Origin of the sequence: Pseudaminobacter soli (ex Li et al. 2025), from assembly GCF_029892515.1 — a bacterium.
Taxonomy (GTDB): domain Bacteria; phylum Pseudomonadota; class Alphaproteobacteria; order Rhizobiales; family Rhizobiaceae; genus Pseudaminobacter; species Pseudaminobacter soli_A.
The window spans coordinates 192496-219200 of record NZ_JARXVF010000007.1 but is presented as its reverse complement, the minus strand read 5'-3'; the positions used below and the strand labels follow the sequence as shown (position 1 = coordinate 219200).

The following is a 26705-nucleotide window of genomic DNA, read 5'->3' as shown; positions in this document are numbered from 1 at the left end:
TCATGGCTGAAGCTGTTTCCGCGAGCCGGGCCGAGAAAATCGAAAGCCCGTTCCCGAATGCCATTCGCCAGGCCATCTATGCCGGCCTGGTCTCCTTCGGCCTCTTCGTCCTGCTGATCGGTCTCAGGACCGACCAGAACATTCACAACGAGCTGATCCTGGTCCAGCGCTGGGGGCTGCTTGCAGCCGTGGTGGGCGTCACCATGCTCGGCCGCTTCCTGTTCGTGGCCTTCGCGCAGCCGGCACTTGAACGCCGCCGGGCCGAAAAGAGCCGCACGGCGGAGGTCGAGGTCGAACATGGCTTTGTCCGCCGCAACTTTAACGCCATCGCGATTGCGCTGCTGTTCATCTATCCGGTGGTGATGGTCCTGGCCTTCGGGTTCCAGGGCTCGCTGAAGTGGGTGGACAATTTCGGCATCCAGATCCTGATCTACGTGATGCTGGCCTGGGGGCTGAACATCGTCGTCGGCCTCGCCGGCCTGCTCGACCTCGGTTACGTCGCCTTCTACGCGGTCGGCGCCTATGCCTACGCGCTGCTTGGCACCCATTTCGGCTGGTCGTTCTGGATCCTGCTTCCGGTCGCCGGCATCATGTCGGCCTTCTGGGGCGTCATCCTCGGTTTCCCGGTGCTGCGCCTGCGCGGCGACTATCTGGCGATCGTCACGCTCGCCTTCGGTGAAATCATCCGCCTGGTGCTGATCAACTGGCGCGAAGTGACCAACGGCTCGGCCGGCGTCTCCGGCATTCCCAAGGTCAGCTTCTTCGGCCTGGTGTCCTTCAATGTCAGCGACCCGAACTACATCGCCAAGGTGCTCAACATCGCGCAGTCGGGCGCCTACTATAAGATCTTCCTCTACTATCTGATCCTGCTGCTCGCGCTGCTCACCGCCTTCGTCACCATCCGGCTGCGTCGCATGCCGCTTGGCCGCGCCTGGGAAGCGCTGCGCGAGGACGAGATCGCCTGCCGCTCGCTCGGCATCAACACCACCACCACCAAGCTCACCGCCTTCGCCACGGGTGCCATGTTCGGCGGCTTCGCCGGCTCCTTCTTCGCCGCGCGGCAAGGCTTCGTCAGCCCCGAATCCTTCGTCTTCCTGGAATCGGCGATGATCCTGGCCATCGTGGTGCTCGGCGGCATGGGCTCGCTCACCGGCATCGCGGTCGCCGCCGTGGTGATGATCGGCGGCACCGAGGCCCTGCGCGAGATGGAGTTCCTGAAATACGTTTTCGGTCCCGACTTCACGCCTGAGCTCTACCGCATGCTGCTGTTCGGCTGCGCCATGGTGCTCGTGATGCTGTGGAAGCCACGCGGCTTTGTCGGCAGTCGAGAACCCACCGCATTCCTGCATAAACGAAAAGCCGTCTCGGCCTCCTTCACCAAGGAAGGACACGGCTGATGCTTACAGGACCCAATATGGACAAGCCGATCCTTTCGGTAGAGCATCTTTCCATGAAGTTCGGCGGCCTGGTCGCCATCGGCGACCTGTCGTTCCAGGCCAAGCGCGGCGAAATCACCGCGCTCATCGGCCCGAACGGCGCAGGCAAGACCACCGTCTTCAACTGCATCACCGGCTTCTACAAGCCGTCGGAAGGCATGATCCGGATGAGCGGGCGCGACGGCCAGGAATTCCTGCTCGAGCGCATGCCCGACTTCCGCATCACGGCGCACGCCAAGGTGGCGCGTACCTTCCAGAACATCCGACTGTTCTCGGGCATGACCTTGCTCGAGAACCTGCTGGTGGCACAGCACAACAAGCTGATGCACGCCTCGGGCTTCACCGTCCTCGGCCTGCTGGGGATTGGCGGCTATCGCAAGGCCTCGGCGGAATCGATCGACCTGGCCAAGCATTGGCTGGAGAAGATCGATCTCATCCACCGGGCGGACGACCCGGCCGGCGACCTGCCCTATGGCGCGCAGCGGCGTCTCGAGATCGCACGGGCTATGTGCACCGCCCCCGAGCTCTTGTGCCTCGATGAACCGGCCGCCGGCCTCAATCCGAAGGAGTCGCTGCACCTCAACCAGCTGCTCAACGACATCAAGGAGAACACCGGCACCTCGATCCTGCTGATCGAGCACGACATGTCGGTGGTGATGAAGATCTCCGACCATGTCGTCGTGCTGGAATATGGCCGCAAGATTTCCGACGGAAACCCGGACCTGGTGAAGCACGATCCGCGCGTCATCGCTGCCTATCTTGGCGTCGACGACGAGGAGGTGGTCGATGTGCTCACCGCCGTCGGCGACGATCAGGTCATCGAGGAACTCGATGCCGAGCCGGATCCGGCGCATGGACCGTCCGCGTCGTCTTCGATGATGGCTGGGCCCATCAGCGACACGATTGCGCACGCCGATGAGGACAATGGCGAGATCGTCAAAGTATCTCCCGGGGCCTCCAAAGCCCTCGAATATGACGAACTGCAGGCTTTGAACGCGCGGAAAGCAAAGGCCGCCGCAAAGCCTGCCGCCGGCAAGGCGCGAGCCAAGCCGGCAGGTGCGCCAAAGGGCGGGAGGAAATGATGGTGGGTAAATCTCTGCTCCAGGTCGAAGGCGTCGAGACCTATTACGGCAACATCCGCGCGCTTGCGGGCGTCAACGTCTCGGTCAACGAAGGCGAGATCGTCGCGCTCATCGGCGCCAACGGTGCCGGCAAGTCCACGCTGATGATGACCATCTTCGGCAATCCGCGCGCCCGCACCGGCAAGATCACCTTTGCCGGCACGGACATCACGAACCTGCCGACCCATGAGATCGCCAGGCTGCGCATCGCGCAGTCGCCCGAAGGGCGGCGCATCTTCCCGCGCATGACGGTGCTGGAAAACCTTCAGATGGGCGCCAGCCTCGACAACCTGCAGTATTTCGATGAGGACGTGGAAAAGGTCTTCGAACTATTCCCGCGCCTCAAGGAGCGCATCACCCAGCGCGGCGGCACGCTGTCGGGCGGCGAGCAGCAGATGCTGTCGATCGCGCGTGCGCTGATGGCGCGGCCGAAGCTTTTGTTGCTCGACGAACCGTCGCTGGGCCTGGCGCCACTAATCGTCAAGCAGATCTTCGACGCCATCCGCACGCTCAACAAGACGCAGGGCCTCACCGTGTTCCTGGTCGAGCAGAACGCTTTCGGCGCGCTCAGGCTCGCCGACCGCGGCTATGTGATGGTCAACGGCAGCGTGACGATGAGCGGATCGGGCAAGGACCTGCTTGCCGATCCGGAAGTGCGCGCGGCCTATCTCGAAGGCGGTCGGCACTAGAGCACGATCCCGAACCGAAGGTCCGCGCAGCGAAATGTTGCAGACTTTTCGGACAAGATCGGGCTTCAAAAATAGAGCTAAGAACGGGATGGCGATCAGCCATCTCGATCTAGCCCGACGCAAGCCAGGCCATGTGCCGGGGCACATGGCCGAAGAGGAACAGGGTCGCAAAGGCCCGCCCGGAGGAAATGAAATGCAAGGCGTTCTTTATGAGGAAGCCTCGATCTGGCAGTTCTTGATGGTGACCTGCCTGATTGGCGGCTGGGCGGCCTGGATGACAGGCAAGGCCTGCGCGCAGACCTGGCGCAGCTACACCAACCTGCTGCTTTACTTGCTGCTGCTCGGCCTAGGCGTGCGCTTTATTCATCATGCTCTCTTCGAAGGCACGATGTTCTCGCTGCACTACTACGTCGTCGACACCATCGTCATCGTCATTCTGGGGTCGCTCGGGTACCGATACACGCGCACCAACCAGATGGTGACACAATACAGTTGGCTCTTCGAAAGAGCTTCCCTGTTGAGCTGGAAGCCAAAGGCCTGAGCCCAAAAGAATAGCGCCGCTTCAACTTCGAATCGGCGTGACAATAGCCGGAAAATCGGCAAACTATCTTTCTGCGATAGGGGTGGGCATCGCATGAAAGCATCATCCTCGCCTGCCCATCTAATGGGAGTGTCTCAATGAAAAAATCACTGTTGTCCGCAGTTGCGCTGACTGCGATGCTGGCCTTTAGCGGTAGCGCATGGGCGGATGTCCTCATGGGCGTTGCTGGCCCGATCACTGGTCCGAACGCTGCTTTCGGTGCCCAGCTCCAGAAGGGTGCCGAGCAGGCGGCAGCCGACATCAACGCCGCTGGCGGCATCAATGGCGAGAAGATCAAGATCTCCGTCGGCGACGACGTCTCCGACCCGAAGCAGGGCATCTCGGTCGCCAACAAGTTCGTTGCTGATGGCGTCAAGTTCGTCGTCGGTCACTTCAACTCGGGCGTTTCGATCCCGGCATCGGAAGTCTATGCTGAAAACGGCATCCTCGAGGTGACCCCGGCCGCGACCAACCCGGTCTTCACCGAGCGCGGTCTGTGGAACACGTTCCGTACCTGCGGCCGTGACGACCAGCAGGGCGAGGTTGCCGGCGCCTACATCGCCAAGCACTTCCCCGACGCAAAGGTGGCCGTCATCCATGACAAGACGCCTTATGGCCAGGGCCTTGCCGACGAGACCAAGAAGGCTCTGAACGCGGCCGGCAAGAAGGAAGTCATGTATGAAGGCATCAACGTTGGCGACAAGGACTTCTCTGCGCTGATCGCCAAGATGAAGGAAGCCGGCGTCACCATGATCTACTGGGGCGGTCTGCACACCGAAGCCGGTCTGATCATCCGCCAGTCGGCCGACCAGGGCCTGAAGGCGCCGCTGTTCTCGGGCGACGGCATCGTGTCGAACGAGCTTGCCTCGATCGCCGGTGACGCTGTTGCGGGCACCTACAACACCTTCGGTCCGGATCCGCGCAACAACCCGAATGCGAAGGAAGTGGTCGAGAAGTTCCGTGCCTCCGGTTTCGAGCCGGAAGCCTACACGCTCTACTCCTACGCTGCCACGCAGGTGATTGCGCAGGCCGCGGCGGCTGCCGGCTCCAACGACCCGCAGGAAGTCGCCAAGGCAATCAAGGCGAAGGGCCCGTTCAAGACGGTTCTGGGTGAGCTTTCCTTCAACGACAAGGGCGACCGTACGGACGCCGACTATGTCGTCTACCAGTGGAAGAAGGGCGACGACGGCAAGTTCAACTACTTCCAGATCAACTAATCGTCGACTGAAGTTCTTGGCTCAAGGAAATGCCCGGCGCGCTTGCGCCGGGCATTTTTGTTTGTCGGCAACGATGTCTTTTACCGACAAAACTCTGTCGCGATTTGTGTTTGCACTGCAGCATTTCCAGGGTTAATGCAGACGGGCGACCTTCCTCTCCTAACGTAAGCGGAGACCGTCCTTGCCCATCAGCAAAATCCTCGTCGCCAACCGTTCCGAAATCGCTATCCGCGTGTTTCGCGCCGCCAATGAGCTGGGGCTCAAAACCGTGGCGATCTGGGCCGAGGAGGACAAATATTCGCTGCATCGGTTCAAGGCGGACGAATCCTACCAGGTGGGCCGCGGTCCGCACCTGACCCGCGACCTCGGGCCGATCGAGAGCTATCTGTCGATCGAGGAGGTGCTGCGCGTTGCCCGGCTTTCCGGCGCCGATGCGATCCATCCCGGTTATGGGTTGTTGTCCGAAAGCCCTGAATTCGCCGAAGCCTGCGCCGAAGCCGGCATCACCTTCATCGGCCCGAAGCCGGAAACCATGCGCCGGCTGGGCAACAAGGTGGCCGCCCGCAACCTCGCCATCGAGGTCGGCGTGCCGGTGGTGCCGGCAACCGAGCCGCTTCCCGACGATATCGAAGAGGTCAAGAAGCTCGCTGCCGAGATCGGCTATCCGGTCATGCTCAAGGCATCGTGGGGCGGCGGCGGGCGCGGTATGCGCGCCATCCGCTCCGAGGCCGACCTTGCCCGTGAGGTGATGGAAGGCAAGCGCGAGGCCAAAGCCGCCTTCGGCAAGGACGAAGTCTATCTCGAAAAGCTGATCGAGCGCGCCCGCCATGTCGAGGTGCAGGTGCTAGGCGACACGCATGGCAACGCCGTGCACCTCTTCGAGCGCGACTGCTCCATCCAGCGTCGTAACCAGAAGGTGGTCGAGCGCGCGCCCGCGCCGTATCTCAGCAACGAACTGCGCCAGGAACTGTGCGGCCATGCGCTGAAGCTCGCCAAGGAGACCAGCTATATCGGCGCCGGCACGGTCGAGTTCCTGCAGGATGCCGACACCGGCAAGTTCTACTTCATCGAGGTCAATCCGCGCATCCAGGTCGAGCACACGGTCACCGAGGAGGTGACGGGCATCGACATCGTCAAGGCGCAGATACACATCCTCGACGGCTTTGCCATCGGCACGCCGGAGTCGGGCGTGCCGGCCCAGGCCGATATCAGGCTGAACGGCCATGCCCTGCAGTGCCGCATCACCACCGAGGACCCGGAGCACAACTTCATCCCCGACTATGGCCGCATCACCGCCTATCGCGGCGCGACCGGTTTCGGCATCCGCCTCGACGGCGGCACCGCCTATTCGGGCGCGGTGATCACACGCTACTACGATCCGCTTCTTGAGAAGGTGACCGCCTGGGCGCCGACGCCCGGCGAGGCGATCGCGCGCATGCACCGGGCGCTGCGTGAGTTCCGCATTCGCGGCGTGGCGACCAACCTGACCTTCCTCGAAGCCATCATCACCCACCCTGCCTTCCAGGCGAACAGCTACACCACGAGGTTCATCGACACGACGCCGGAGCTGTTTGCCCAGGTGAAGCGGCAGGACCGTGCCACCAAGCTGCTGAACTATCTCGCCGATGTCACGGTCAACGGCCATCCCGAAACGCGCGGCCGTGCGCGTCCCGATCCCGAGGCTGCAGCACCTGTCATTCCGTGGTTCACCGGACCGGTGCCCGATGGAACCAAGCAGCGTTTCGATGCGCTGGGCCCGGAGAAATTTGCGGCGTGGATGCGCGAGCAGAAGCAAGTTCTCGTCACCGACACCACGATGCGCGACGCACACCAGTCGCTCTTGGCGACGCGCATGCGCACCTACGACGTCGCCCGCATCGCCGGCACCTATGCCCGCGCCTTGCCGCAGCTTCTGTCGCTCGAATGCTGGGGCGGGGCGACCTTCGACGTCGCGATGCGCTTCCTGACGGAAGACCCGTGGGAGCGCCTGTCGCGCGTGCGTGAGGCTGCGCCCAACATCCTGTTGCAGATGCTGCTGCGCGGCGCCAACGGCGTCGGCTACACGAACTATCCCGACAATGTCGTGAAGCACTTCGTCGCCCAGGCGGCCGCCGGCGGCATCGACCTGTTCCGCGTGTTCGACTGCCTGAACTGGGTCGAGAACATGCGCGTTGCCATGGATGCGGTGGTGGCCGAGGGCAAGCTCTGCGAGGCGGCGATCTGCTACACCGGCGACATACTGGATCCGGCGCGGGCCAAGTACGATCTGAAATACTATGTCGGTCTCACCAAGGAGTTGGAGGCGGCGGGCGCACATATCATAGCGGTCAAGGACATGGCCGGGCTGTTGAAGCCGGGTGCTGCGCGCGTGCTGTTCAAGGCGCTGCGCGAGGCGACCGACCTGCCGATCCATTTCCACACGCATGACACGTCGGGCCTGTCGGCGGCGACGGTGCTGGCGGCGGTGGAAAGTGGCGTCGATGCGGTCGATGCTGCCATGGATGCCTTCTCCGGCAACACCTCGCAGCCATGCCTCGGCTCCATCGTCGAGGCGCTGAGGGGCGATGCGCGCGACCCGCGCCTCGATACGGAATGGATTCGCCGCATCTCGTTCTACTGGGAGGCGGTGCGCAACCAGTATGCGGCCTTCGAAAGCGACCTCAAGGGGCCGGCCTCGGAAGTCTATCTGCACGAGATGCCGGGCGGCCAGTTCACCAATCTCAAGGAGCAGGCGCGCTCGCTCGGCCTCGAAACCCGCTGGCACGAGGTGGCGCAGGCCTATCACGACGTGAACCTGATGTTCGGCGACATCGTGAAAGTCACGCCGTCCTCCAAGGTGGTGGGCGACATGGCGCTGATGATGGTGAGCCAGGACCTGACAGTCGCCGATGTCGAGAACCCCGACAAGGACATCGCCTTCCCGGATTCGGTGGTGTCGATGCTGCGTGGCGATCTCGGCCAGTCGCCGGGTGGCTGGCCTGCGGCGCTGCAGAAGAAGGCGCTGAAGGGCGAAAAGCCGATCACAGTTCGCCCCGGCTCGCTGCTCAAGCCCGCCGACCTCAAGGCAAACCGCAAGGAGATCGAGGAAAAGCTCGGCCGCTCGCTCAGCGAGTTCGAGTTCGCTGCCTGGCTTATGTATCCGAAGGTGTTTTCGGACTTCGCCAACGCGCAGGAGACCTATGGCCCGGTCAGCGTGCTGCCCACGCCGGTCTATTTCTACGGCATGGAACCGGAAGACGAAGTTTTCGTCGACATCGAGAAGGGCAAGACGCTGGTGATCCGCTGCCTAGCCATCGGCGAAACCGATGAAAAGGGCATGGTCACCGTGTTCTTCGAGCTCAACGGCCAGCCGCGCCGCGTCAAGGTACCGGACCGGGCGCATGGCGCCTCGGCCTCGAAGGCGCGCCGCAAGGCCGAGCCGGGCACCGACGCCCATGTCGGCGCGCCGATGCCGGGCGTGGTCTCCACGCTCGCCGTGGCCGCAGGGCAGGCGGTGAAAGCCGGCGACGTGCTCCTATCCATCGAGGCGATGAAGATGGAGACGGCGCTGCACGCCGAGCGCGACGGCACGATTGCCGAAGTGCTGGTCAGGGCCGGCGACCAGATCGACGCCAAGGACCTTTTGGTCGTCTTCGCCTAGCAGGTCTCCGCGAAATCCGGGCCGGCCGTTCGAGGCCGGTTCGGAAGGCGCTACACTTTGCCAGGGGGACAGCGGGGCCGATTTCGGTTAGTTGCGCTGCAATCATGACGGACGGTCCGCCGTCGTCTGGTCCAATATTTCGCCGGATTTAGCGTGTTGACTGTCGGTTAAACCGATTTAAATTCGCGCCTCGCACAACCACTGGACGCGGAACGCCACAATGCACGCCTCGAACATGATCGAAACCGCAAAACGCGGTCGCTGGGCCGTTGCCACGGCGTTCTTCGTCAACGGCTTCATGACCGGTTCCTGGGCGCCGCAGATTCCGGTGTTCCTCACTCGCCTCGGCATCAGCGAGTTCACCCTTGGCCTGCTCATCCTGCTCTTCGGCGCCGGGGCCGTGGTCTTCATGTCGTGGTGCGGCTACCTGATCTCGCGTTATGGCTCCCGCAGCGTTGTGCGCTGGTTCGGCGCGGCCGCCACCTTCGGCCTGCTGATCGTTGCACTGGCTCCCAACGTACCAACGGCCGCAGTGGCCATGTTCCTGTTCGGCGGCGTCATCGGTGGCATGGACGTGGCCATGAACTCCAATGCGGTGGCCGTGGAAAAGCGACTGTCGCGCGCCATCATGTCCTCCTCGCACGGCTTCTGGAGCCTGGGCGGCTTTGTCGGCGGCGGCCTGGGTGGCTTTGCCATCCAGAACTATGGCCATCTCGTCCACGCCGTGCTGGTGACGATCGTCGCGGCCATTCTGCTTTCGCTGTCGCTTCGCCATCTCATCGTCGAGGAGCGGCACATCGTTACCGAGCACAAGAAGTTCTCGCTGCCGAAGAGCCCGGCCGTCTACCTCGTGGGCCTGATGGCGCTGCTCTCGATGATCCCCGAGGGCTCAGTGCTCGATTGGGCGGCGCTCTATCTCAAGCAGGAGCATGGCGCCGACCTTGCCACTGCCGGCCTCGCCTTTGCCTTCTTTGCCGGAACCATGGCGACGGTGCGCTTCATGGGCGATGCGGTGCGCAACCGTTTCGGCGCCGTAACCACGCTTCGCGTCTCCAGCCTGATCGCGGCCTCGGGCATGCTTGTCGCCGGCTTTGCGCCGACGCCCTGGGTCGCCATTGCGGCCTTTGCCTTCTGCGGGCTCGGCATTGCCAACATGGTGCCGATCATCTTTTCGGCGGCCGGCAACCAGCCGGGCCTGTCGGCCGGCGGGGGCATGAGCGTGGTCACCACCATGGGCTATTCGGGCATCCTGATGGCGCCGTCGGCCATCGGTTTCGTCGGCCAGCACACGGGCTTTGCGCCGGTCTTTATCTCGGTGTCGGCGCTGCTGATCGTCGTGTTCCTGATGTCGGGCCTGGCCCGCCACGCCGACTTCGCGCCGGCGGCTCAGCCGGCCGAGTAGCGCTTCAGCTCGTCCTGAAGAAAGTCCGCCACGCGGCGGATGCGGACGCTGGCGCGCACGTCGCGATGCATGGCAAGCCACACCGGGAGCGTGGGCAGGGGCAGGTCGGGGAGCACGAACTCGACACCTGGCTCCCGCCGGATGAGAGGTTCCTGCGCAATGCTGATGCCGTTGCCGGCTCGCGTTGCTTCCCAGAGCACGATGTGATTGTCGCTGCGCAGGCGGAAGGCATGCCGCGTCAGCCCTGGCAAGTAGCGCTCGAGGCCGCGGATGATTTCATCGCTGCGGTCGAAGCCGATCAGGTCGTGCCCGCGCAAATCCTCGAGCCGCTCCGGCCGCCCGCGCCGGTCGAGATAGCTAGTCGCCGCGCAGGCGCGCAGCGGAATGTCGGTGACCTTTCGTGCCATCAACTCGTTCTGCGCCGGCCGCACCATCCGTATTGCGATGTCGGCGTCACGGCGCAACAGGTTCTCGACCTGGTTGGAGGCGACGATCTCGACCTCGATGGCCGGCTCCTCGACCCCGAGGCGTGCAAGGATTTCGGGCAGTACGCAGGCCGCGACGATCTCGCTTGCGGCTATGCGGACCGTGCCCTCGATGGCTTCCACCGAGCCCAGCGCGAGCCGCGAAAAAGCAGTCGCCTCCTCATGCACGGCGCGGCCGCGCTCGAATAGCAGGCTGCCGGCTTCGGTCAGCACATAGCCCTGGCGGCCGCGCCGGAAGAGTGTCACGCCAAGCGCCTGCTCGAGCTCCGCGATATGGCGGCCGAGCGTGGGCTGGCTGGCGGCAAGCTGGCGCGCGGCGGCCGAAAGGCTGCCGGTCTCTGCGACAGCAACGAAGCTTCTGATAAGGTTCCAGTCGATCTCGTTCATATTCGAAATTGAATAACAGAACGCCGATTTCAGTCAATTTCAATTCGCACATGCATGGATCATATGAAGGTTACTCACACAAACAGGAGTGACCGACATGACCAAGATCGCAATTCTGGGTGCCCGTGGCCGGCTTGGCCGGGTCGTCGCAAAGGCCTTTCTCGATGCCGGATACGAGGTGCGGGCGGTGACCCGCGACGGCAAGCTGCCGGCCGAATTGTACGGGGCGGAAGCCGTCGCCGGCGACGCGCTCGACAGGCACTCGCTGATCCGGGCCACACAAGGCGTGGACATCGTCTTCAATGGGCTGAACCCCATCTATTCCGACTGGAGCACCGTCCTGCCCATGGCGGAGAACGTGATGGCCGCCTGCCATGCCAACCGCGCCCTGCACCTCTTCCCGGGCACGGTCTACAATTTCGGGTCGCCCATGCCGGCGGTCATTACCGAGGAGACCCCCGAGCGTCCGACGACCGAAAAGGGACGCATCCGCGTTGCCATGGAAGAACTGTTCCGCCGCGAGGCGGCTGCGGGCCGGGTTCGCACGATCGTGCTTCGTGCCGGAGACTTCTTCGGCGGCACGGGTACCGGCTCATGGTTCGACCTGGTCGTCGCCTCCAAGCTCGCCAAGGGCGTCTACACCGCGCCGGGGCCGGTCGATCTGGTGCATGAGTGGGCCTATCTGCCGGATTTCGCGGCGGCCTTCGTCGCCCTGGCTGGCAAGCGCGACACGCTCGGTGCCTATGAGAACCTGAACTTTCCCGGCCATGCGGTGACCGACCTCCAGATAAAGGCGGCGGCTGAGAAGGCCATGGGGCGCAAGCTCAAGCTCGCCTCCATGCCGTGGTGGGTGCTGCGCGCGGGCAGCCCGTTTGTGCCGATGTGGAAGGCCATCCTGTCGATGTCCTATCTGCGCTTCGAGGAGCACCGGCTGGTGTCGTCGCGGCTGGAAGGCATCATCGGAACCATCCCACACACGCCGCTCGATGAAGCGGTGGCTCAGTCACTCGCCGATCTCGGTATTGCGGGTGCCATGCGCGAGAAGGCTGCCTGACGACGGTGCAAGGATCAAAACGCCCGTAGCAGGCCTTGCTGCGGGCGTTCGCCTGTCGGCCGGTGGTCTGATCAAATCCGGCCCATCAGCAACAAGATCAGCAACACGATCAGGATGATGCCGACGATGCCGGAAGGACCATAGCCCCAGCCGCGCGAATGCGGCCATGCCGGTACGGCGCCGACAAGGATCAGAATGAGGAGGATGACCAGAAGAGTGGTGAGCGTCATGAGTGTCCCTCCATTGAAGCGCTTCAACGGGGTGACAATGCGGGGCTTATACTGTGGTTCCTGTCGGGGGCGGCTGGCGCAGGATGCCCGGAAAAATGCGCCGCACGCCGTTCAGTCGGCGTGCGGCGCTGTTTCGTTATTCGGCCGCCTTGGGATAGGCGACGGTATTGGAGTCCAGGGCCGGTTCCTCAGTTGCTGCATCGGCCTTCCGTTTGCGGCGGAACACGCGATTGAGGAAGCGGCTGACGCGGCTGTCCTTGCTGCGGGTGAACACCATCAGCATCGCCGGCGTGACGATCAGCGTCAGGATCGTCGCGAACGACAGACCAAAGACGATGGCGCTCGACAGCGAGATCCACCACTGGGTCGACGGCGCGCTGATGGTCGTCTCGTGATGGAAGATTTCCAGCCCGAGGCCGAAGGCGATCGGCAGCACGCCGAAGATGGCCGACAGTGCGGTGAGCACCACCGGACGAGCACGTTCGCGGCAGGTCTGCAGCACCGCTTCCATCTTGTCCCAGCCTTCGTGGCGCAGCCGGTCATAGGTGTCGATCAGCACGATGTTGTTGTTCACCACAACACCGGCCAGAGCGATGACGCCGATGCCCGACATGACGATGCCGAAGGGCTGGCCGGTGATGAGCAGGCCAAGGAACACGCCGATGGTCGACATGATTACGCAGGACAGCACCATCAGCACGCTGCCGAACTTGTTGAACTGCGCCAGCAGCACGATGAAGATCAGGAACAGCGCCGCGCCGAAGGCCTTGCCCAGGAATTGGCTGGCCGCCTTGCTCTCCTCGTCCTGGCCCGCCAGCTTCCAGCGGATGCCGGGCAGGTCCATCTTCTTCATCGCGTCGGTCACCGCCGCCTGCGCTGCCGCCGGCTGCACGCCGCTGGCGACGTTGGCCTGCACCACTATGGTGCGCTGGCCGTCGATGCGGTTGAGGATGCCCACCTTCTGCTGGGGCTCGCGGGTGACGAAGTTCGAGATCGGCACCGAGCCCTGGGCGGTTTCCACGCGCATCTGGTCGAGCGTCGAGAGCGTGCGGCGATCCTCCGGCAGGCGCAGGCGGATGTCGACGGCGTCGTCGGCACCGGCCGGCCGGTAGTCGGACAGTTTTAGGCCGTTGGTCACCAACTGGACGACGGAACCGACCGCATAGGGGCTGGTGCCATACTGGGCAGCCTTGCTCCGGTCGATCTTAAGCGCCCAGTCGATGCCCGGCGGCGGCAAGCCGTCGGATACGTCGATGACGCCAGGGATCGTCTTCAGCATCGCGGCGACCTCCTTGGCCTTGTCGTTCAGGCCAGCGGGGTCGACGGCCGACAGGCGCACCTGGATCGCCTTGCCGGTGGGCGGGCCGGCTTCCGGCACCTGCACTTCGACGTTCACGCCGGGAATGCCGGCCATTGCCGTGCGCAGTTCGCTCAGCACCTCATGCGCCGGCTTGCGCTGGCGCCAGTCGACGAATTCGTACTGGATGACGCCAACGACATCCTCGTCGACATTGTTGCCGCCGCCGGTGGTCTTGCCAGCGCGGGTGTAGACCGATTTCACGCCCGGCCAGCCGAGAATGCGCTTCTCGGCCTGTGCGACCGCCGCGTCCATTTCGGCTAGCGAGAGGTTGCCGCGGGCATGCACGTAGAGCAGGCCGTATTCCGGCTCGACGTTGGGGAAGAACTCGACGCCCTTGCCCTTGTGGGCATAGACCCACGGCACCGCGACCAGCAGGGCAACCGCCAGAACCATCGTGATGAGGGGATGGCGCACGGCAAGCTTGACGGTGCCCATGTAGAGCCCGTCCTTGTGTTCGGGCTCGTGATGCGCCTTGCCGAAGATGGCGCCCAGCGTGGGCGTGAACACCAGGGCGTAGAGCATCGAGGCCGAAAGCGTCACGATCAGCGTGATCGGCATGTACTTCATGAACTCGCCGACGATGCCCGGCCAGAACAACAGCGGCGAGAAGGCGGCGATGCGCGTCATGGTGGCGGCGATGACCGGGCCGGCCATGCGGCTTGCGGCCATCGCGTAGGCGTCCTTCTTATCCATGCCCTCGGCCATGCGCCGCTCGGCGAACTCGGTGACGATGATGGCATCGTCCACCAGCATGCCCACCGCCAGGATCAGGCTGAACAGCACCACGATATTGACCGTGAAGCCGGCTAGCGACAGCATCAATATGCCGAGCAGGAACGAGGTCGGGATCGCCAGGCCGATCAACATCGAAGCCCGGCCGGACAGCGCGTAGAGGATGATGATGAACACCAGGATGACGGCGATCATCACATGGTTCTGCAGGTCGCCCAGCAGTTGGCGGATCGAGGTCGACTTGTCCTGGCTGTAGGAGACCACGCTGCCTTCCGGCAGCTTCTTGGCGAAGCCATCGGCCACCGCCTTCACCGCGTCGACGGTCTCGACGAGGTTCGCGCCGGTGCGCTTCTTCACCTCGATGGCGATTGCCGGCTTGCCGTCCAGACGAGCGATGGTCTCGGCGTCCTTGTAGGTCGAACGGACGGTGGCGATGTCCTTCGCCCGAACCACGGCGTTGGGACCGGCGACGATCGGCAGGTTGGCGACGTCCTCCGGCGTCTCGATCAGCGAGGGCACCTTGATGGCATAGCGGCCTTCGGCACCCTCGATATTGCCGGCGGCAACGAGGCTGTTGGAGGCGCCGACGCCCGCCATGAGCTGGTCGAGGCGCAGGCCATAGGAGGAGAGCTTGACCGGGTCGATGATGACCTCGACCAGATCGTCGCGGGCGCCGCGCAGGTCAGCCTGCAGAACGCCCGGCACCTCTTCGATGCGGTCGCGCAGTTCGCGCGCGGCGGCAGTCAGCGCCCGTTCCGGCACGTTGCCGGCCAGTGTCACAACCAGCACCGGAAATTCGGAGAGGTTGACCTCGTTGACGGTCGGTTCCTCGGAGCCTTGCGGCAGGTCGCGCTTGGCGTCCTGCACCTTGGCGCGCACGTCCTCCAGCGCGGTCGAGAGGTTCGCGCCGGCATTGTACTCGATCAGCACGTAGCCACCGCCCTGATAGGCGGCCGAGCGCATCTCCTTGACGTTGGAGAGGCTTTTCATGCGCGTTTCGACCGGCCGCAACAGCAGCCGCTCGGAGTCCTCCGGTGAGATGCCGTTATAGGCAAGACTCACATAGATGATCGGAATCTTGATGTCCGGTTCGGCTTCCTTGGGAATCGACTGATACGCCAGCGCACCGGCGATCAGGAAAAACACCATGAAGGAAAGCGTAAGCCGCGCATTGCGGATTGCGTAGCCGACGATACCCATGTTTCGACCTTTGTCGTATCAGGCGGGCGCCGCGAGGCGCCTTATTGCGGGAGGCCGCCGCTAGGGGCGCCGGCAAGCTTCTTGATCATTTCTGCGTCGGCAGTGACGGCTTCCACCGTGTCCCCATCGGAGACGAGGTCCTGACCGGCCACGATGATGTTCGCGTCGAACGGAATGCCGCCGAGCACCAGCCCGAACGGAGTGTCGTCGACGATGTCGATCGGGTGGAAGGAGACCTTGTGGTCCTTGTCGACGGTACGGATACCGAGGTCGCCATTGCTGCTCAGCGTCACCACCGAGCGCGGCAGGATGACCGCTTCGGCGGGCTGGGCGCTGACTGTGATCTCGGCCGTCATGCCGGCCGGTATCGTGGCCTCGGGATTGGGAACCGCTATTTCTATGCGGAACGTGCGGGTGGACGTCGAGGCGTCGCGGCTGATGTAGCGCACGGTGCCCTTAGCCGTCTCACCATTGACGAGCTTTACCTCGGCATCGTCGCCAATCTTGACGTAGCTCAGGTCGCGTTCGCTGATCTCGCCCTTGGCCACGATCGGATCGAGGCTGAGGATGGTGGCCACTTCGCCGCCGGCCATGATCGAGCTGCCGGGCTCGACCGGCACGCGATCGATGACGCCGTCGAACGGCGCCTTGACCTGGGTGCGGGCAAGCTCGGCCTGCGCGGCCTCGAGCTGAGACCTGGCCGCCGCAAGCGCGGAGCGGACGATGTCGGACTGCAGCTTGGGTGAGTTGCCGGACTTGACCAGGCGCTCCTGGGCGTCGGCCTCGGCCTCGCGCTGTGCAACCAGCTGGCGCGCGGTCTCGACGGCGGCGGTCTTTTCCTCCGCATCGAGCATCAGCACCAGGTCGCCCGCCTTGACGTGCTGGCCCTGCTTGACCGGCAGCTTGGCGATGATGCCGCCCACGCGCGTGGCGAGCACGGCGCGCTTGTCGGCCTCGGTCTGGCCGGACATGCGGATGGCGCGGGCATGCACGACGCGCGGCGGCGCGATCACCGCGACCGTACGCGTGGGTGCCTTGGGCTGCTCGGCTGCTGTCGGCTTCTTTTCGGCCTCGGCGGCCGCGCTGCCGACGGAAGAAAATTCGCCCGTGCCCATCCAGGCGGCGAAACCAATAAGCACACCTATAGCGGCAAGCTTGTGAAACCTAACCTTGGCCATGATCATTTCCAATACTTGGGTCCCCGGCGAGACCACGGTCATTTGCAGGCTTGCCGCTCGATATGGGTGCGTCCCCGGCCGGATTCAATCGGTTATATCCCACGTCAACCGACGAGCGGCGTTTCGTACATCAAAGTCAAATCCCAAAACAGTCAGAAAAATTCATCGGACGACAAATCCTGACAATGGGTTGTCAGGAACCATGCTTTACACATGAGTCCTTGAAAGACGCTTATCTTTCGGCGTTGCCGACACATCGGCCGAATATTTTCCGGCTGCAAAAGCTCGGTCGAGCTCTTCGCATGGGAATGTTACGTAAACCTTGCATCATGCGACCCCTCCAGGAAATCGATGATGAGGTCAGGCGAACGTCACTTCCTTGTTCAACGGCAAAGCCCGAATGCGTTTGCCCTTAAGCGCGAATACTGCATTGGCAAGCGCAGGAAGCGATGGCGGTGTGCCGATTTCCCCGACCCCTCCCATCTGCGGCGCGTTCTCCAGAATCGCGACCTCGAATGCCGGGCATTGAGACATGCGCATTGCGTCGAAATCATGAAAGTTCGTCTGTTCGACTATACCGTCAGCAAAGGTGATCTCTTGGCCGATGGCGGCCGAAAGCCCGAAGACCGCACCCGAGGTCAGCTGCGCCTCTATGATGCCGGGGTCGAGCGCGGTGCCGACATCGGCGGCGATCCAGACCTTCTCGATTAGGATGCCCTGCGGTGTCTCTGCGATCTGCACGACCTCGGCCACCCAGCTTCCGAAGCTGAGCACGAAAGCAAAACCTTTCGCCTTGCCTGCCGGTAGCTTCTCGGCCCAGTTCGACATGGCGGCGACCTTCTCCACCACCTTCACGGCGGTGGGATAGTTGGCCATCAGCCGCTTGCGCAGTTCGACCGGGTCGATGCCGCCGGCGGTTGCGATCTCGTCCATGAAGGCTTCGTGCAGGAAGCCGTTGACCGAGTTGCCGACCGAGCGCCAGAAGCCGACCGGCACGGCAAGCTCTGCCTTCACGCCGGCGACGCGGTAGTTCGGGATCGTGTAGGGCTGGTTGAACAGGCCGTCGGTCAGCGTCTTGTCGGGGCCAAGCGCCATAAGCATCGGGTAGAAGCGCGGCAGCACGCTTGCCATGATCGACAGCGAGATCACCTTGAGATCGACCGCCACCGGCATGCCCGTCTCGTCCAGCCGGGCGCGGAAGCGGCCGAGGGCTGCGGGCCGATAGGCATCGTGCGTGATGTCTTCCTCGCGCGTCCAGGTCACCTTCACCGGCCGGCCGTCGGCGGCTTGCGCGAGCTTGGTAGCATAGAGCGCGTAGTCAGCTTCTAGCCGCCGCCCGAAGCCGCCGCCGAGATAGGTGACATGAACGTTGCATTTGGCCTCGGCTATCCCGGCCTCGCGGGCGCAGAGCGTGCGGAGCAGCGACGGCGCCTGGTTGGGCGCCCAGATGTCGAGCACGCCGTCCTCCAGCTGTGCTGTGGCGTTCATCGGTTCCATGGCGGCGTGAGCCAGGAAGGGCACGCGATATTCGGCCTCGATCAGCCGCTCGGGCGAGGCGTCGGCGAACTGGGCCTCGACATTGCCGTCGTTGCGCATCACCGAGCCGTTTTGGGCCGCGGCATCGGCCAGCACCTGCCACATGCCGGCGCTGTCGGCGGGGTAGGGGGCCGTGCCCCATTCGACCTTCACCGCATCGGCTGCCCGGAACGCATGCCAGGTGGATTTGGCGATCACGCCGAAACCATTGCCGAGATGGGTCTTGATCGGCACGACCTTGATGACACCAAGCATCTTCTCGGCCTCGGAGGCGTCGAGAGAGACTACCGCGCCACCCAGATGCGGGTTCATGCGCACTGTGCCGAAGAGCATGTCGGGCAGGTCGACGTCGATGCCGAATATCGGCTGGCCGGTGACTTTGGCGCGCATATCGGTGCGCATCTGCGGCTTGCCGAGCAGGCGCCATTCGCTCCGCTCGCGCAGCGCGATCTCCCTGGGGGGCGCGAGCTTTGCTGCCGCGGCCGCAAGCTCGCCATAGGTCAGGCTTCTGCCCGAGGCGGGGTCGGTGACCTTGGCGTCCCGCGTGGTCAGCGTTGCGGCGGCAACGCCGAACTCCTTGGCTGCAGCCGCCTTCAGCATTTCGCGGGCTGCGGCGCCGGCATGGCGCATCTTGTCGAAGGCGTCAATCGTGGTGGACGATCCGCCGGTTGCCTGCACGGCCAGGAACTTGCCGACGACTTCCATGCCGTCGCGCGCCAGATTGGCGAGCGTGGAGTCGTCGAAGACGGGGAAGGGCAAGCTGTCGCGAAGGATGGCGATATTGGCGTAGGCCGAGGCCACCGGCCCATGCTCGACCTTGAGCGCCGCAAGGTCGAGGTCGAGTTCCTCTGCCACCAGTGCAGCGAGCGTGGTCGCGACGCCCTGGCCCATCTCGGCGCGCGGCGCGATGACCGTGATGGTGTTGTCGGGCGCGATCTTCACATAGGGATTGAAGGTCGCGTCGCCGTCGGGGAGCCCGCCTTCAAGCGGGTTGGGGAAGGGTTTGCGGTAGCTGTAGTAGCCGAAGGCGACGCCGCCGGCGATTGCCGCAGCACCGATCAGGAAGGTTCGACGGGCGATCTTTCCTGCCATGTCAGGCTCCCGCCTTCAGCGCTGCCGCGCGCTTGATCGCCGCGCGGATGCGGGGATAGGTGCCGCAGCGGCAGAGATTGCCGCTCATGGCTTCGTCGATCTCGGCGTCGGTGGGTGAGGGCGTATGCTCCAGAAGAGCGGCCGCGCTCATGATCTGGCCGGACTGGCAGTAGCCGCATTGCGGCACCTGTTCCTCCAGCCAGGCCTGCTGGACGGGATGCAGCTTGCCGCCCGTCGAAAGCCCCTCAATGGTGGTGACGGGGCCGTCCAACTGTCCCACCAGCAGCGTGCAGGAGCGCACCGCCTCGCCATTCACATGCACCGTGCAGGCGCCGCAGGCGGCAATGCCACAGCCGAATTTCAGGCCCTTCTTGCCGGCAAGGTCGCGCAGCGCCCACAGAAGCGGCATATCGGGATCGGCGTCGATGTCGATCTCTTGTCCGTCGACCGTGAGGCGCATGGCATTTTCTCCTCGAACTTCCAGCCCCCAAGTTTAACACATCATGGGTTTCGAAAGTCTAGAAACGCGCCGCTAGGCAGCCTCTGGCTTCTTGCGCGTCGCCAGGAATTCGCGCACGCGCTTGCCGGGGCTCGTGTGCTGCAACGGGCCGAAGCGGCCGCGGAATTCGTCGGTCAGGTCGAGTGTCGGTTGGTTGCCGACTGCGTCGAAATTCTCGTCCAGCCAGTCGCCGGCGGCGTTGCGGCCAAGGTCGCGCAAATATTCCAGGAACGCCCATTCGGCATTGACCTTGGAGGAGGCCGACAGGTCCTTGAAGGCCTCGTCGGCGTCGATGCGATGCATGCGGATGTCGCGGTATTCGCCATGCGGCAGCCGGCCGGCGGCGATCAGCTCCTTGATGAAGGCGATTGCCCGGAATTCGCGCAGGAGCGAAGCGTTGAAGGTGATCTCGTCGATGCGGTTCTGGATTTCGTTGGCGGTCCGGGGTGTTCCCTCACGGGTGACGGGATTGATCTGCACCAGCAGCACGTCGTCGGTCTTGGCTTCGCTGAAGAAGGGGAAGATCGCCGGATTGCCACCATAGCCGCCGTCCCAGTAGGGCGTGCCGTCTATCTCGACGGCCTGAAAGATCTGCGGCAGGCAGGCCGAGGCCATGATGACATTGAGCGTGATCTCGTTCGGCTCGAAGACGCGCAATTGCCCGGTCTCGACATTGGTGGCCGAGACGAAGAGCTTGATCGCCTTGCAGGAATGGACGTTGTCGAAGTCGATCTCGCCCGCCACCACGTCGCGCAGCGGATTGATGTTGAGGGGATTGGCTGCATAGGGCGACAGCGTTCGTGACAGCGTGTCGTGCCAGATGTAGCCCGGCGTGTGCTCGACCGACCAGTTGCCCCAGAGCACGTCCCAGGGCATGCGCTGCACGGGGCTGAAGCGCCCCTTGAGCGCAACCGCACGCCAGAGGTCGTGCAGCTTCTGGCGCGCGCCCTCGGCGCCGCCGCGCACCCAACCGTCGGCGAGGGCGGCAGCGTTCATGGCGCCGGCACTGGTGCCTGACACCGCCGCGATTTCGAGCCGCCCATCCTCCAGCAGGCGGTCCAGCACGCCCCATGAAAAGGCGCCATGCGAGCCGCCCCCCTGAAGCGCGATGTTGATCGGTTTCTTCTCCTCCGCCTTGCCGTTTCCAGTCATGGCGTATTCCTGTCGATGTTTCCTGTTGATTTGACTTGCGCGGCCGTCGATCAGGCCGCCGTCCAGCCACCGTCGATGGAAAGATGCGTGCCGTTGATCTGTGCGGCGGCATCAGAGCAGAGGAAGGCGGCGGCCGCCCCGATCTGCCCGACGGTAACGAACTCCTTGGTCGGCTGCTTTTCGAGCATCACCTCGCGGATGACGGTCTCGCGATCCATCTTGTGCGCCTTCATCTGGTCGGGGATCTGCGCCTCGACCAGCGGCGTCAGCACATAGCCCGGGCAGATGGCATTGCAGGTGATGCCGAAGGTCGCCACCTCCAGCGCCACCGTCTTGGTGAGCCCGAGGATGCCGTGCTTGGCCGAGACATAGGCCGATTTGAACGGCGAGGCGACCAGCCCGTGTGCGGAGGCGATGTTGACGATCCGTCCCCAGCCCTGCTCCTTCATGAAGGGTATTGCCGCGGCAATCGTGTGGAAGGACGAGGTAAGGTTGATGGCGATGATCGCATTCCATTTCTCGATCGGGAAATCCTCGATCGGCGCGACATACTGGATGCCGGCATTGTTGACGAGGATGTCGATCGAGCCGAAATTCTCGGCCGCCTTGGCCACCAGCGCGCGGCATGCTCCCGGATCCGACATGTCGGCCTCGACATAGATCGCCTTGACCTTGTGGTCGGCGGCGATCTTCTCCGCGATCTCATGGTCTTCGCTCCTGTTGGAGAAGGAATTGACCACGATGTTGCAGCCTTGGGCCGCCAATGCATTGGCGACAGCCAAGCCGATGCCCGAGGTTGAGCCGGTAACGATGGCGGTCTTTTTGGCGTTCATGGCGAGGTCCTTTGTCCGGGCTGTGTCCAGTCTATATATTGCAGTGCAGCAAAATTACGATCAAGGCGCGACAGGCCGACGCAAAACGGCTCCGGCGCCTTGCTGTGATGGCTGGGTGCACCTAATCTCCCGGCCGGCATGAAAGCGGAGTTTGGAATGCGTTTTGAAGGCACAACGGCCTATGTCGCCGAGAAGGATCTGATGGTGGCCGTCAATGCGGCGATCGCGCTGGAGCGGCCGCTGCTGGTCAAGGGCGAGCCGGGCACCGGCAAGACCGAACTTGCCAAGCAGGTGGCGGCGGCACTGGGTCTCGACCTCATAGAATGGCATGTCAAATCCACCACCAAGGCCCAGCAGGGACTCTATGAATATGACGCTGTCTCGCGCCTGCGCGACAGCCAGCTCGGCGACGACCGTTTCAACGACATCACCAACTACATCGGCCGCGGCAAGCTGTGGGAATCGTTTGCCGCCGACCGCAAGGTGGTGCTGCTGATCGATGAAATCGACAAGGCCGACATCGAGTTCCCCAATGATCTGCTGCAGGAACTGGATAAGATGGAGTTCTTCGTCTACGAGACCGGCGAGACGATCCGCGCGCGGCAACGGCCGATCGTCATCATCACGTCGAACAACGAGAAGGAGCTACCAGACGCCTTCCTGCGCCGCTGCTTCTTCCACTATATCCGCTTCCCCGATGCCGAGACGCTGGCCAAGATCGTCGAAGTCCATTTCCCGGGCATCAAGCAGAGCCTGGTGCGCGCGGCGCTGACGCAGTTCTACGAAGTGCGCGAAGTGGCGGGACTGAAGAAGAAGCCGTCCACCTCCGAGGCGCTCGACTGGATCAGGCTTCTGGTGGCCGACGATGTCGATCCGGCCGATCTGCGCGCCGACGCCAAGAACGCGCTGCCCAAGCTGCACGGCGCGCTGCTGAAGAACGAGCAGGACGTGCATCTGTTCGAGCGTATGGCGTTCATGGCCAGACGGCAGGGGTAAGCGCCTTAAGCCGATTTGCTTCGCAGCTCCCTCCCCAAGCGATGAGGGGGCTGCCGAACGGCCAGCGATTTCCGTTATCTGGCCCGATGGCGCTACAACGAGGTTTCAGCAAGTCTGTCCCGCTACGAACAAGCGATGGAACAGCAATGACCGAAGTAACAATCCGCCGATTTGCTCCAGAAGACAGGGCGCATTGGGAAAAGCTCTGGCAGGGCTACAACACGTTCTACAAGCGTAGCGTCGAGCCGCGCGTGACCGACCGGCTTTGGTCGCGGCTTCTGGAAGGCAGCGGAGAGCCTTTCGGATTCGCCGCAGAGGTCGACGGCAAGGTCGTCGGGCTCGCCCACTATTTCTTCGTCTCCTCCACCTCCGAATGGAATCCGCGCTGCTACATGCAGGATCTGTTTGCCGATCCCGAAATCCGCGGCAAGGGCATCGGCCGGGCGCTGATCGAAGCGGTGTATTCGGAAGCCGACAAGCACGAGGCCGCGCAGACTTACTGGCTCACGCAGGATTTCAACGAAACGGCGCGCAAGCTCTACGACAAGCTCGCCCATGCCACGCCTTTCATCAAATATCAGCGCTAGGGACCCCAATGAGCGACGTAGTCATCCGCCCCTTCCAGCAGGCCGACCATGACGACTGGCGCCGGCTCTGGACCGCCTATCTCGAATTCTACAAGACCACCGTGCCGGAGGAGGTCTACCAGACCACCTGGAAGCGCCTGTTCACTGAAGGCGAGTTCGAGCCCAAGGGCTTTCTGGCGCTGATCGACGGCAAGCCGGTGGGGCTGGTGCACTATCTCTATCACCGCTCCGGCTGGTCGATCGTCAACAACTGCTACCTGCAGGACCTGTTCACTACGCCCGAAACGCGGGGCAAGGGCGTTGGCGCTGCCCTGATCCAGGCGGTGAAGCAGGAAGCGGGCAAGATCGGCGTGTCCAACGTCTATTGGATGACGCACGAGACCAACACCACCGCACGCAAGCTCTACGACCACGTGGCGCGGCGTACCGGCTTCATCGAATACGATCTGATGTAAGACCGTTCAGAGGGGGCATGCCGCCCGGTTTCCGGGCGGCTGTGAAACGGCGGGGGCAAAGGCCGCCCGCGAGGCCTCAGCTCGAGCGAGCGTCGGCCCAGTCGTGCCACTGTTCCTCGCTGCCGTGGAAGACGTTGAGGTCGACCTTGCCGGCGACGCCGTGCGACAGGCCCGACCCCGAATACTGCCAGAACACCCACTTCCGGCCCGGATAGACCTTTGACGGATGCTCGGCCACGGCCCTGAGCCAGAACGGATAGTTCAGGAACGCACCCTGAAGGTTGTCGCGATAGAAGTCCGGGGCGGTGTAGATGATCGGGCGTTGGCCGTAGTGGCGCTCCAGCTTGTCCATGAACACCTGCATCTTTTCGCGGATCTTCTCCGGCGACAGGCGTCGCTTGCAGCTCGACTCGCCATTATATTCGACGTCGATGACGGGCGGCAGCGCGTTCGGCTCGCGCGGCACGTTGCGGATGAACCAGTCGGCCTGTTCCCCGGCAGTGCGGCACCAGTAGAAGAAGTGGTAGGCGCCGCGCTTCAGCCCGGCTTCCTGGGCCCCGCGCCAGTTTGTCCTGAACATCGGGTCGAGATGGTCGCCACCGTCGGTGGCCTTGATATAGGCGAAGTTGGCGCCCTGCGTGCGCAGCTTCGGCCAGTCTATGTCGCCCTGCCAGCGCGACACGTCGACGCCATGCACGGCCAACGCCCTGGGTGAGGCCCTGCCGAAATTGATCGGTTTGGCGTCGCGGAACTGACGACTGTAGATTCGCGAGCGCTGTCCCCGGGTGGCGCGAGCCATCGGCTGCGGGGGCGCTAGCATGGCCAGGGGCTTCTCGGCCGGGATCGGCATGCCCATGGTCGTCGCCTGCGGCACCGAAGCCTGCGGCACGGGACCGGCCCAGGCCAGCACTTCCTGCGGCTCGGTTCGCTGCAGCGGGGCTTCACTTACCGCGACCGATGGGATTGTTGCCTCAGGCACCGGGCTGTTCGGCCTGGTGACGGAACTCGTCGTCTCCTTCGAAGGAGGCCGCGCCTGCGCCAAAAGATCGCCCAGGCCAGAGCTGGACGAACAGCCGGCCATGGCCATGCAAGCGAAGACAACTGCTGACACGCCTGAAAAACGCATAGACACCCGCACGCAAAAACGGCGACGGCTAGAGGCCATCGCAACACGCTTGGGCAATTGCTAACGGGAAATTACCAAAAAAGGCTGAATCCGCTTGTTTACCTTGTTGGCCGACCGGACTAGTCGACCGAAAGCTCTGCGGGCGGTCTTGCCTGCGGGCCGGATGCGAACCAAATTGCCCCCATGTTCATACCCTTCTTTCTCGGACTCAAAGCTGCCAAGGTCCCGGTTTCGCTGCGCGAATATCTCGCTCTGCTCGAGGGGCTGGAGGCCGATCTCGTCACATACGATGTAGAGGGCTTCTACTATCTCGCCCGCGCCACGCTGGTGAAGGACGAGCGCCATATCGACCGTTTCGACCAGGTGTTTTCCCATGTCTTCAAGGGCGTGGAGGCGGTTTCGGGCGAGGGGGCCGTCGATGTCGCCAACATTCCCGAGGAATGGCTGCGGCGCCTTGCCGAAAAGCATCTGACCGATGAGGAGAAAAAACTCGTCGAGGCGCTGGGCGGCTTCGAAAAACTGATGGAGACGCTGAAACAGCGGCTAGAGGAGCAGAAGGGACGCCATCAGGGCGGCTCGAAATGGATCGGCACCGCCGGCACCTCGCCTTTCGGTGCCTATGGCTACAATCCCGAAGGCGTGCGGATCGGCCAGCACGAAAGCCGCCATCGCCGCGCGGTGAAGGTGTGGGACAAGCGCGAGTTCAAGAATTTCGACGATTCCGTCGAGCTTGGCACGCGCAACATCAAGGTGGCGCTGAAGCGGCTGCGCCGCTGGGTGCGCGAGGGCTCTCAAGAGGAATTCGACCTGCCCGGCACCATCAACGCTACGGCCGAGCACGGCTATCTCGACGTGCGCACCCGGCCCGAGCGGCGCAATGCGGTGAAGCTTCTGATGTTCTTCGATGTCGGCGGCTCGATGGACGACCATATCGAGGCGGTCCAGGAGCTGTTTTCGGCGGCGCGCGCCGAATTCCGGCAGCTCGAATATTTCTACTTCCACAACTGCCTCTACGAAGGCGTGTGGAAGGACAATCGCCGCCGTCGTTCCGAGACCATCCCGACGCTCGACGTGCTCCACAAATACGGCCGCGACTATAAGGTGATCTTCGTAGGCGACGCCTCGATGAGCCCCTATGAAATCTCCTATGCGGGCGGTTCCGTCGAGCACTGGAACCCCGAGCCCGGCTCGGTGTGGCTGCAGCGCGTGCTCGAACAGTGGCCCAACGCCGTCTGGCTCAACCCCTCGGGTGAGAAGCATTGGAGCTATACCCATTCCATCGGCATGATCCGCGAGATCTTTGCCGGGCGCATGTATCCGCTGACGCTTTCGGGGCTGGAAAGCGCCACGAAGGAGCTATCGAGGAAGCACTGAGATGGACAAAGCCCACTACACGACGGTCGAAGAGCAGGTAGAATACGGGCTGGAGACGATCCCGGAAGAGCAGATGGTCTCAATACCGTTGCGCGACCTGATGTATGTCTTCGAGACCTTGGGCGAGTTGAACCGCTTCTTCCACCAGCCGCTCAACTGGCAAACGCTTGCCGACGTCAAAACCTTCATGGGCGGGCGCGACAGCGGCGCCCTGCATCTCATCCGGGAATGCTATTATCGGAAGCTGCGCGACGTGCTGCCGGCGGACATCGAGGCAGGGCTCGACGCCGACCGCTTCGACAACCCTGACTTGCCGCATTATTACAAGCCGAAGACCGATTAGG

21 protein-coding genes and 1 pseudogene are annotated in these 26705 nt (G+C 63.5%); 13 read left to right on the top strand and 9 right to left on the bottom strand.

Features of this window, described 5'->3' with window-relative positions:
• The first annotated feature begins 2 nt into the window (after nucleotides 1-2).
• The 7 genes and pseudogenes from livM (at nucleotide 3) to M2281_RS24270 (ending at nucleotide 10085) form a co-directional block, all read left to right on the top strand.
• Nucleotides 3-1397: a high-affinity branched-chain amino acid ABC transporter permease LivM gene (gene livM / locus M2281_RS24300; protein ID WP_280823776.1), complete on the top strand. Its 1395-nt coding sequence runs from the start codon at nucleotides 3-5 to the stop codon at nucleotides 1395-1397.
• Nucleotides 1397-2515: pseudogene (locus M2281_RS24295) on the top strand (ABC transporter ATP-binding protein); the annotation flags it as partial. The gene livM and the pseudogene M2281_RS24295, both read left to right, overlap by 1 nt.
• Nucleotides 2515-3246: an ABC transporter ATP-binding protein gene (locus M2281_RS24290; protein ID WP_425537796.1), complete on the top strand. Its 732-nt coding sequence runs from the start codon at nucleotides 2515-2517 to the stop codon at nucleotides 3244-3246. The pseudogene M2281_RS24295 and the gene M2281_RS24290, both read left to right, overlap by 1 nt.
• A 193-nt stretch (nucleotides 3247-3439) precedes the next feature.
• A complete protein-coding gene (locus M2281_RS24285) occupies nucleotides 3440-3787 on the top strand; it encodes a DUF6867 family protein (protein WP_280823808.1) in 348 nt (115 codons plus the stop codon).
• 137 nt (nucleotides 3788-3924) lie between these two features.
• Nucleotides 3925-5043 (top strand): branched-chain amino acid ABC transporter substrate-binding protein, encoded by a 1119-nt coding sequence (locus M2281_RS24280; protein ID WP_280823773.1) that lies wholly within the window; start codon nucleotides 3925-3927, stop codon nucleotides 5041-5043.
• Between the two features lie 181 nt (nucleotides 5044-5224).
• Nucleotides 5225-8683, top strand: a complete 3459-nt coding sequence (gene pyc, locus M2281_RS24275) for a pyruvate carboxylase (protein ID WP_280823772.1) — start codon at nucleotides 5225-5227, stop codon at nucleotides 8681-8683.
• 220 nt (nucleotides 8684-8903) lie between these two features.
• On the top strand, nucleotides 8904-10085 hold the full coding sequence (locus M2281_RS24270; protein WP_280823771.1) for an MFS transporter: 1182 nt from the start codon (nucleotides 8904-8906) through the stop codon (nucleotides 10083-10085).
• Here the strand turns inward: M2281_RS24270 and M2281_RS24265 are convergent.
• Entirely contained in the window at nucleotides 10070-10957 is an 888-nt protein-coding gene (locus M2281_RS24265) for a LysR family transcriptional regulator (RefSeq protein ID WP_280823770.1), read from the bottom strand. The genes M2281_RS24270 and M2281_RS24265 overlap by 16 nt on opposite strands.
• A 97-nt stretch (nucleotides 10958-11054) precedes the next feature.
• Between M2281_RS24265 and M2281_RS24260 the strand changes: the two genes are divergently transcribed.
• Nucleotides 11055-12011 carry an NAD-dependent epimerase/dehydratase family protein gene (locus tag M2281_RS24260; RefSeq protein WP_280823769.1) on the top strand — a complete coding sequence of 319 codons (957 nt, stop codon included), beginning with the start codon at nucleotides 11055-11057 and terminating at the stop codon, nucleotides 12009-12011.
• Nucleotides 12012-12082: 71 nt separating this feature from the next.
• Here M2281_RS24260 and M2281_RS24255 read toward each other — a convergent pair whose 3' ends face one another.
• From M2281_RS24255 to M2281_RS24225, 7 genes are all read right to left on the bottom strand, one after another.
• Nucleotides 12083-12241: a DUF3309 family protein gene (locus tag M2281_RS24255; protein WP_280823768.1), complete on the bottom strand. Its 159-nt coding sequence runs from the start codon at nucleotides 12239-12241 to the stop codon at nucleotides 12083-12085.
• A gap of 136 nt (nucleotides 12242-12377) precedes the next feature.
• Nucleotides 12378-15533, bottom strand: coding sequence for an efflux RND transporter permease subunit (locus M2281_RS24250; protein WP_280823767.1), 3156 nt, complete (start codon nucleotides 15531-15533; stop codon nucleotides 12378-12380).
• 41 nt (nucleotides 15534-15574) lie between these two features.
• Nucleotides 15575-16711 carry an efflux RND transporter periplasmic adaptor subunit gene (locus tag M2281_RS24245; RefSeq protein WP_280823766.1) on the bottom strand — a complete coding sequence of 379 codons (1137 nt, stop codon included), beginning with the start codon at nucleotides 16709-16711 and terminating at the stop codon, nucleotides 15575-15577.
• Between the two features lie 360 nt (nucleotides 16712-17071).
• Nucleotides 17072-19339, bottom strand: a complete 2268-nt coding sequence (locus M2281_RS24240; protein ID WP_280823765.1) for a xanthine dehydrogenase family protein molybdopterin-binding subunit — start codon at nucleotides 19337-19339, stop codon at nucleotides 17072-17074.
• 1 nt (nucleotide 19340) lies between these two features.
• A complete protein-coding gene (locus tag M2281_RS24235) occupies nucleotides 19341-19799 on the bottom strand; it encodes a (2Fe-2S)-binding protein (RefSeq protein WP_280823764.1) in 459 nt (152 codons plus the stop codon).
• 72 nt (nucleotides 19800-19871) lie between these two features.
• A complete protein-coding gene (locus tag M2281_RS24230; protein ID WP_280823763.1) occupies nucleotides 19872-20990 on the bottom strand; it encodes a patatin-like phospholipase family protein in 1119 nt (372 codons plus the stop codon).
• A 50-nt stretch (nucleotides 20991-21040) separates the two neighbouring features.
• Nucleotides 21041-21823 (bottom strand): 3-hydroxybutyrate dehydrogenase, encoded by a 783-nt coding sequence (locus M2281_RS24225; RefSeq protein WP_280823762.1) that lies wholly within the window; start codon nucleotides 21821-21823, stop codon nucleotides 21041-21043.
• A 156-nt stretch (nucleotides 21824-21979) separates the two neighbouring features.
• Here M2281_RS24225 and M2281_RS24220 point away from each other — a divergent pair, with 156 nt between their 5' ends.
• From M2281_RS24220 to M2281_RS24210, 3 genes are all read left to right on the top strand, one after another.
• Nucleotides 21980-22819: an AAA family ATPase gene (locus tag M2281_RS24220; protein WP_280823761.1), complete on the top strand. Its 840-nt coding sequence runs from the start codon at nucleotides 21980-21982 to the stop codon at nucleotides 22817-22819.
• A 146-nt stretch (nucleotides 22820-22965) separates the two neighbouring features.
• On the top strand, nucleotides 22966-23406 hold the full coding sequence (locus M2281_RS24215; RefSeq protein ID WP_280823760.1) for a GNAT family N-acetyltransferase: 441 nt from the start codon (nucleotides 22966-22968) through the stop codon (nucleotides 23404-23406).
• Between the two features lie 8 nt (nucleotides 23407-23414).
• Nucleotides 23415-23861 carry a GNAT family N-acetyltransferase gene (locus M2281_RS24210; RefSeq protein ID WP_280823759.1) on the top strand — a complete coding sequence of 149 codons (447 nt, stop codon included), beginning with the start codon at nucleotides 23415-23417 and terminating at the stop codon, nucleotides 23859-23861.
• Nucleotides 23862-23937: 76 nt separating this feature from the next.
• Here the strand turns inward: M2281_RS24210 and M2281_RS24205 are convergent, their stop codons facing one another.
• Entirely contained in the window at nucleotides 23938-24987 is a 1050-nt protein-coding gene (locus M2281_RS24205; RefSeq protein ID WP_280823758.1) for a glycoside hydrolase family 25 protein, read from the bottom strand.
• A gap of 183 nt (nucleotides 24988-25170) precedes the next feature.
• Here M2281_RS24205 and M2281_RS24200 point away from each other — a divergent pair, with 183 nt between their 5' ends.
• Nucleotides 25171-26361 carry a vWA domain-containing protein gene (locus M2281_RS24200; protein WP_280823757.1) on the top strand — a complete coding sequence of 397 codons (1191 nt, stop codon included), beginning with the start codon at nucleotides 25171-25173 and terminating at the stop codon, nucleotides 26359-26361.
• 1 nt (nucleotide 26362) lies between these two features.
• Nucleotides 26363-26704 carry a hypothetical protein gene (locus M2281_RS24195; RefSeq protein WP_280823756.1) on the top strand — a complete coding sequence of 114 codons (342 nt, stop codon included), beginning with the start codon at nucleotides 26363-26365 and terminating at the stop codon, nucleotides 26702-26704.
• Nucleotide 26705 lies beyond the last annotated feature (1 nt).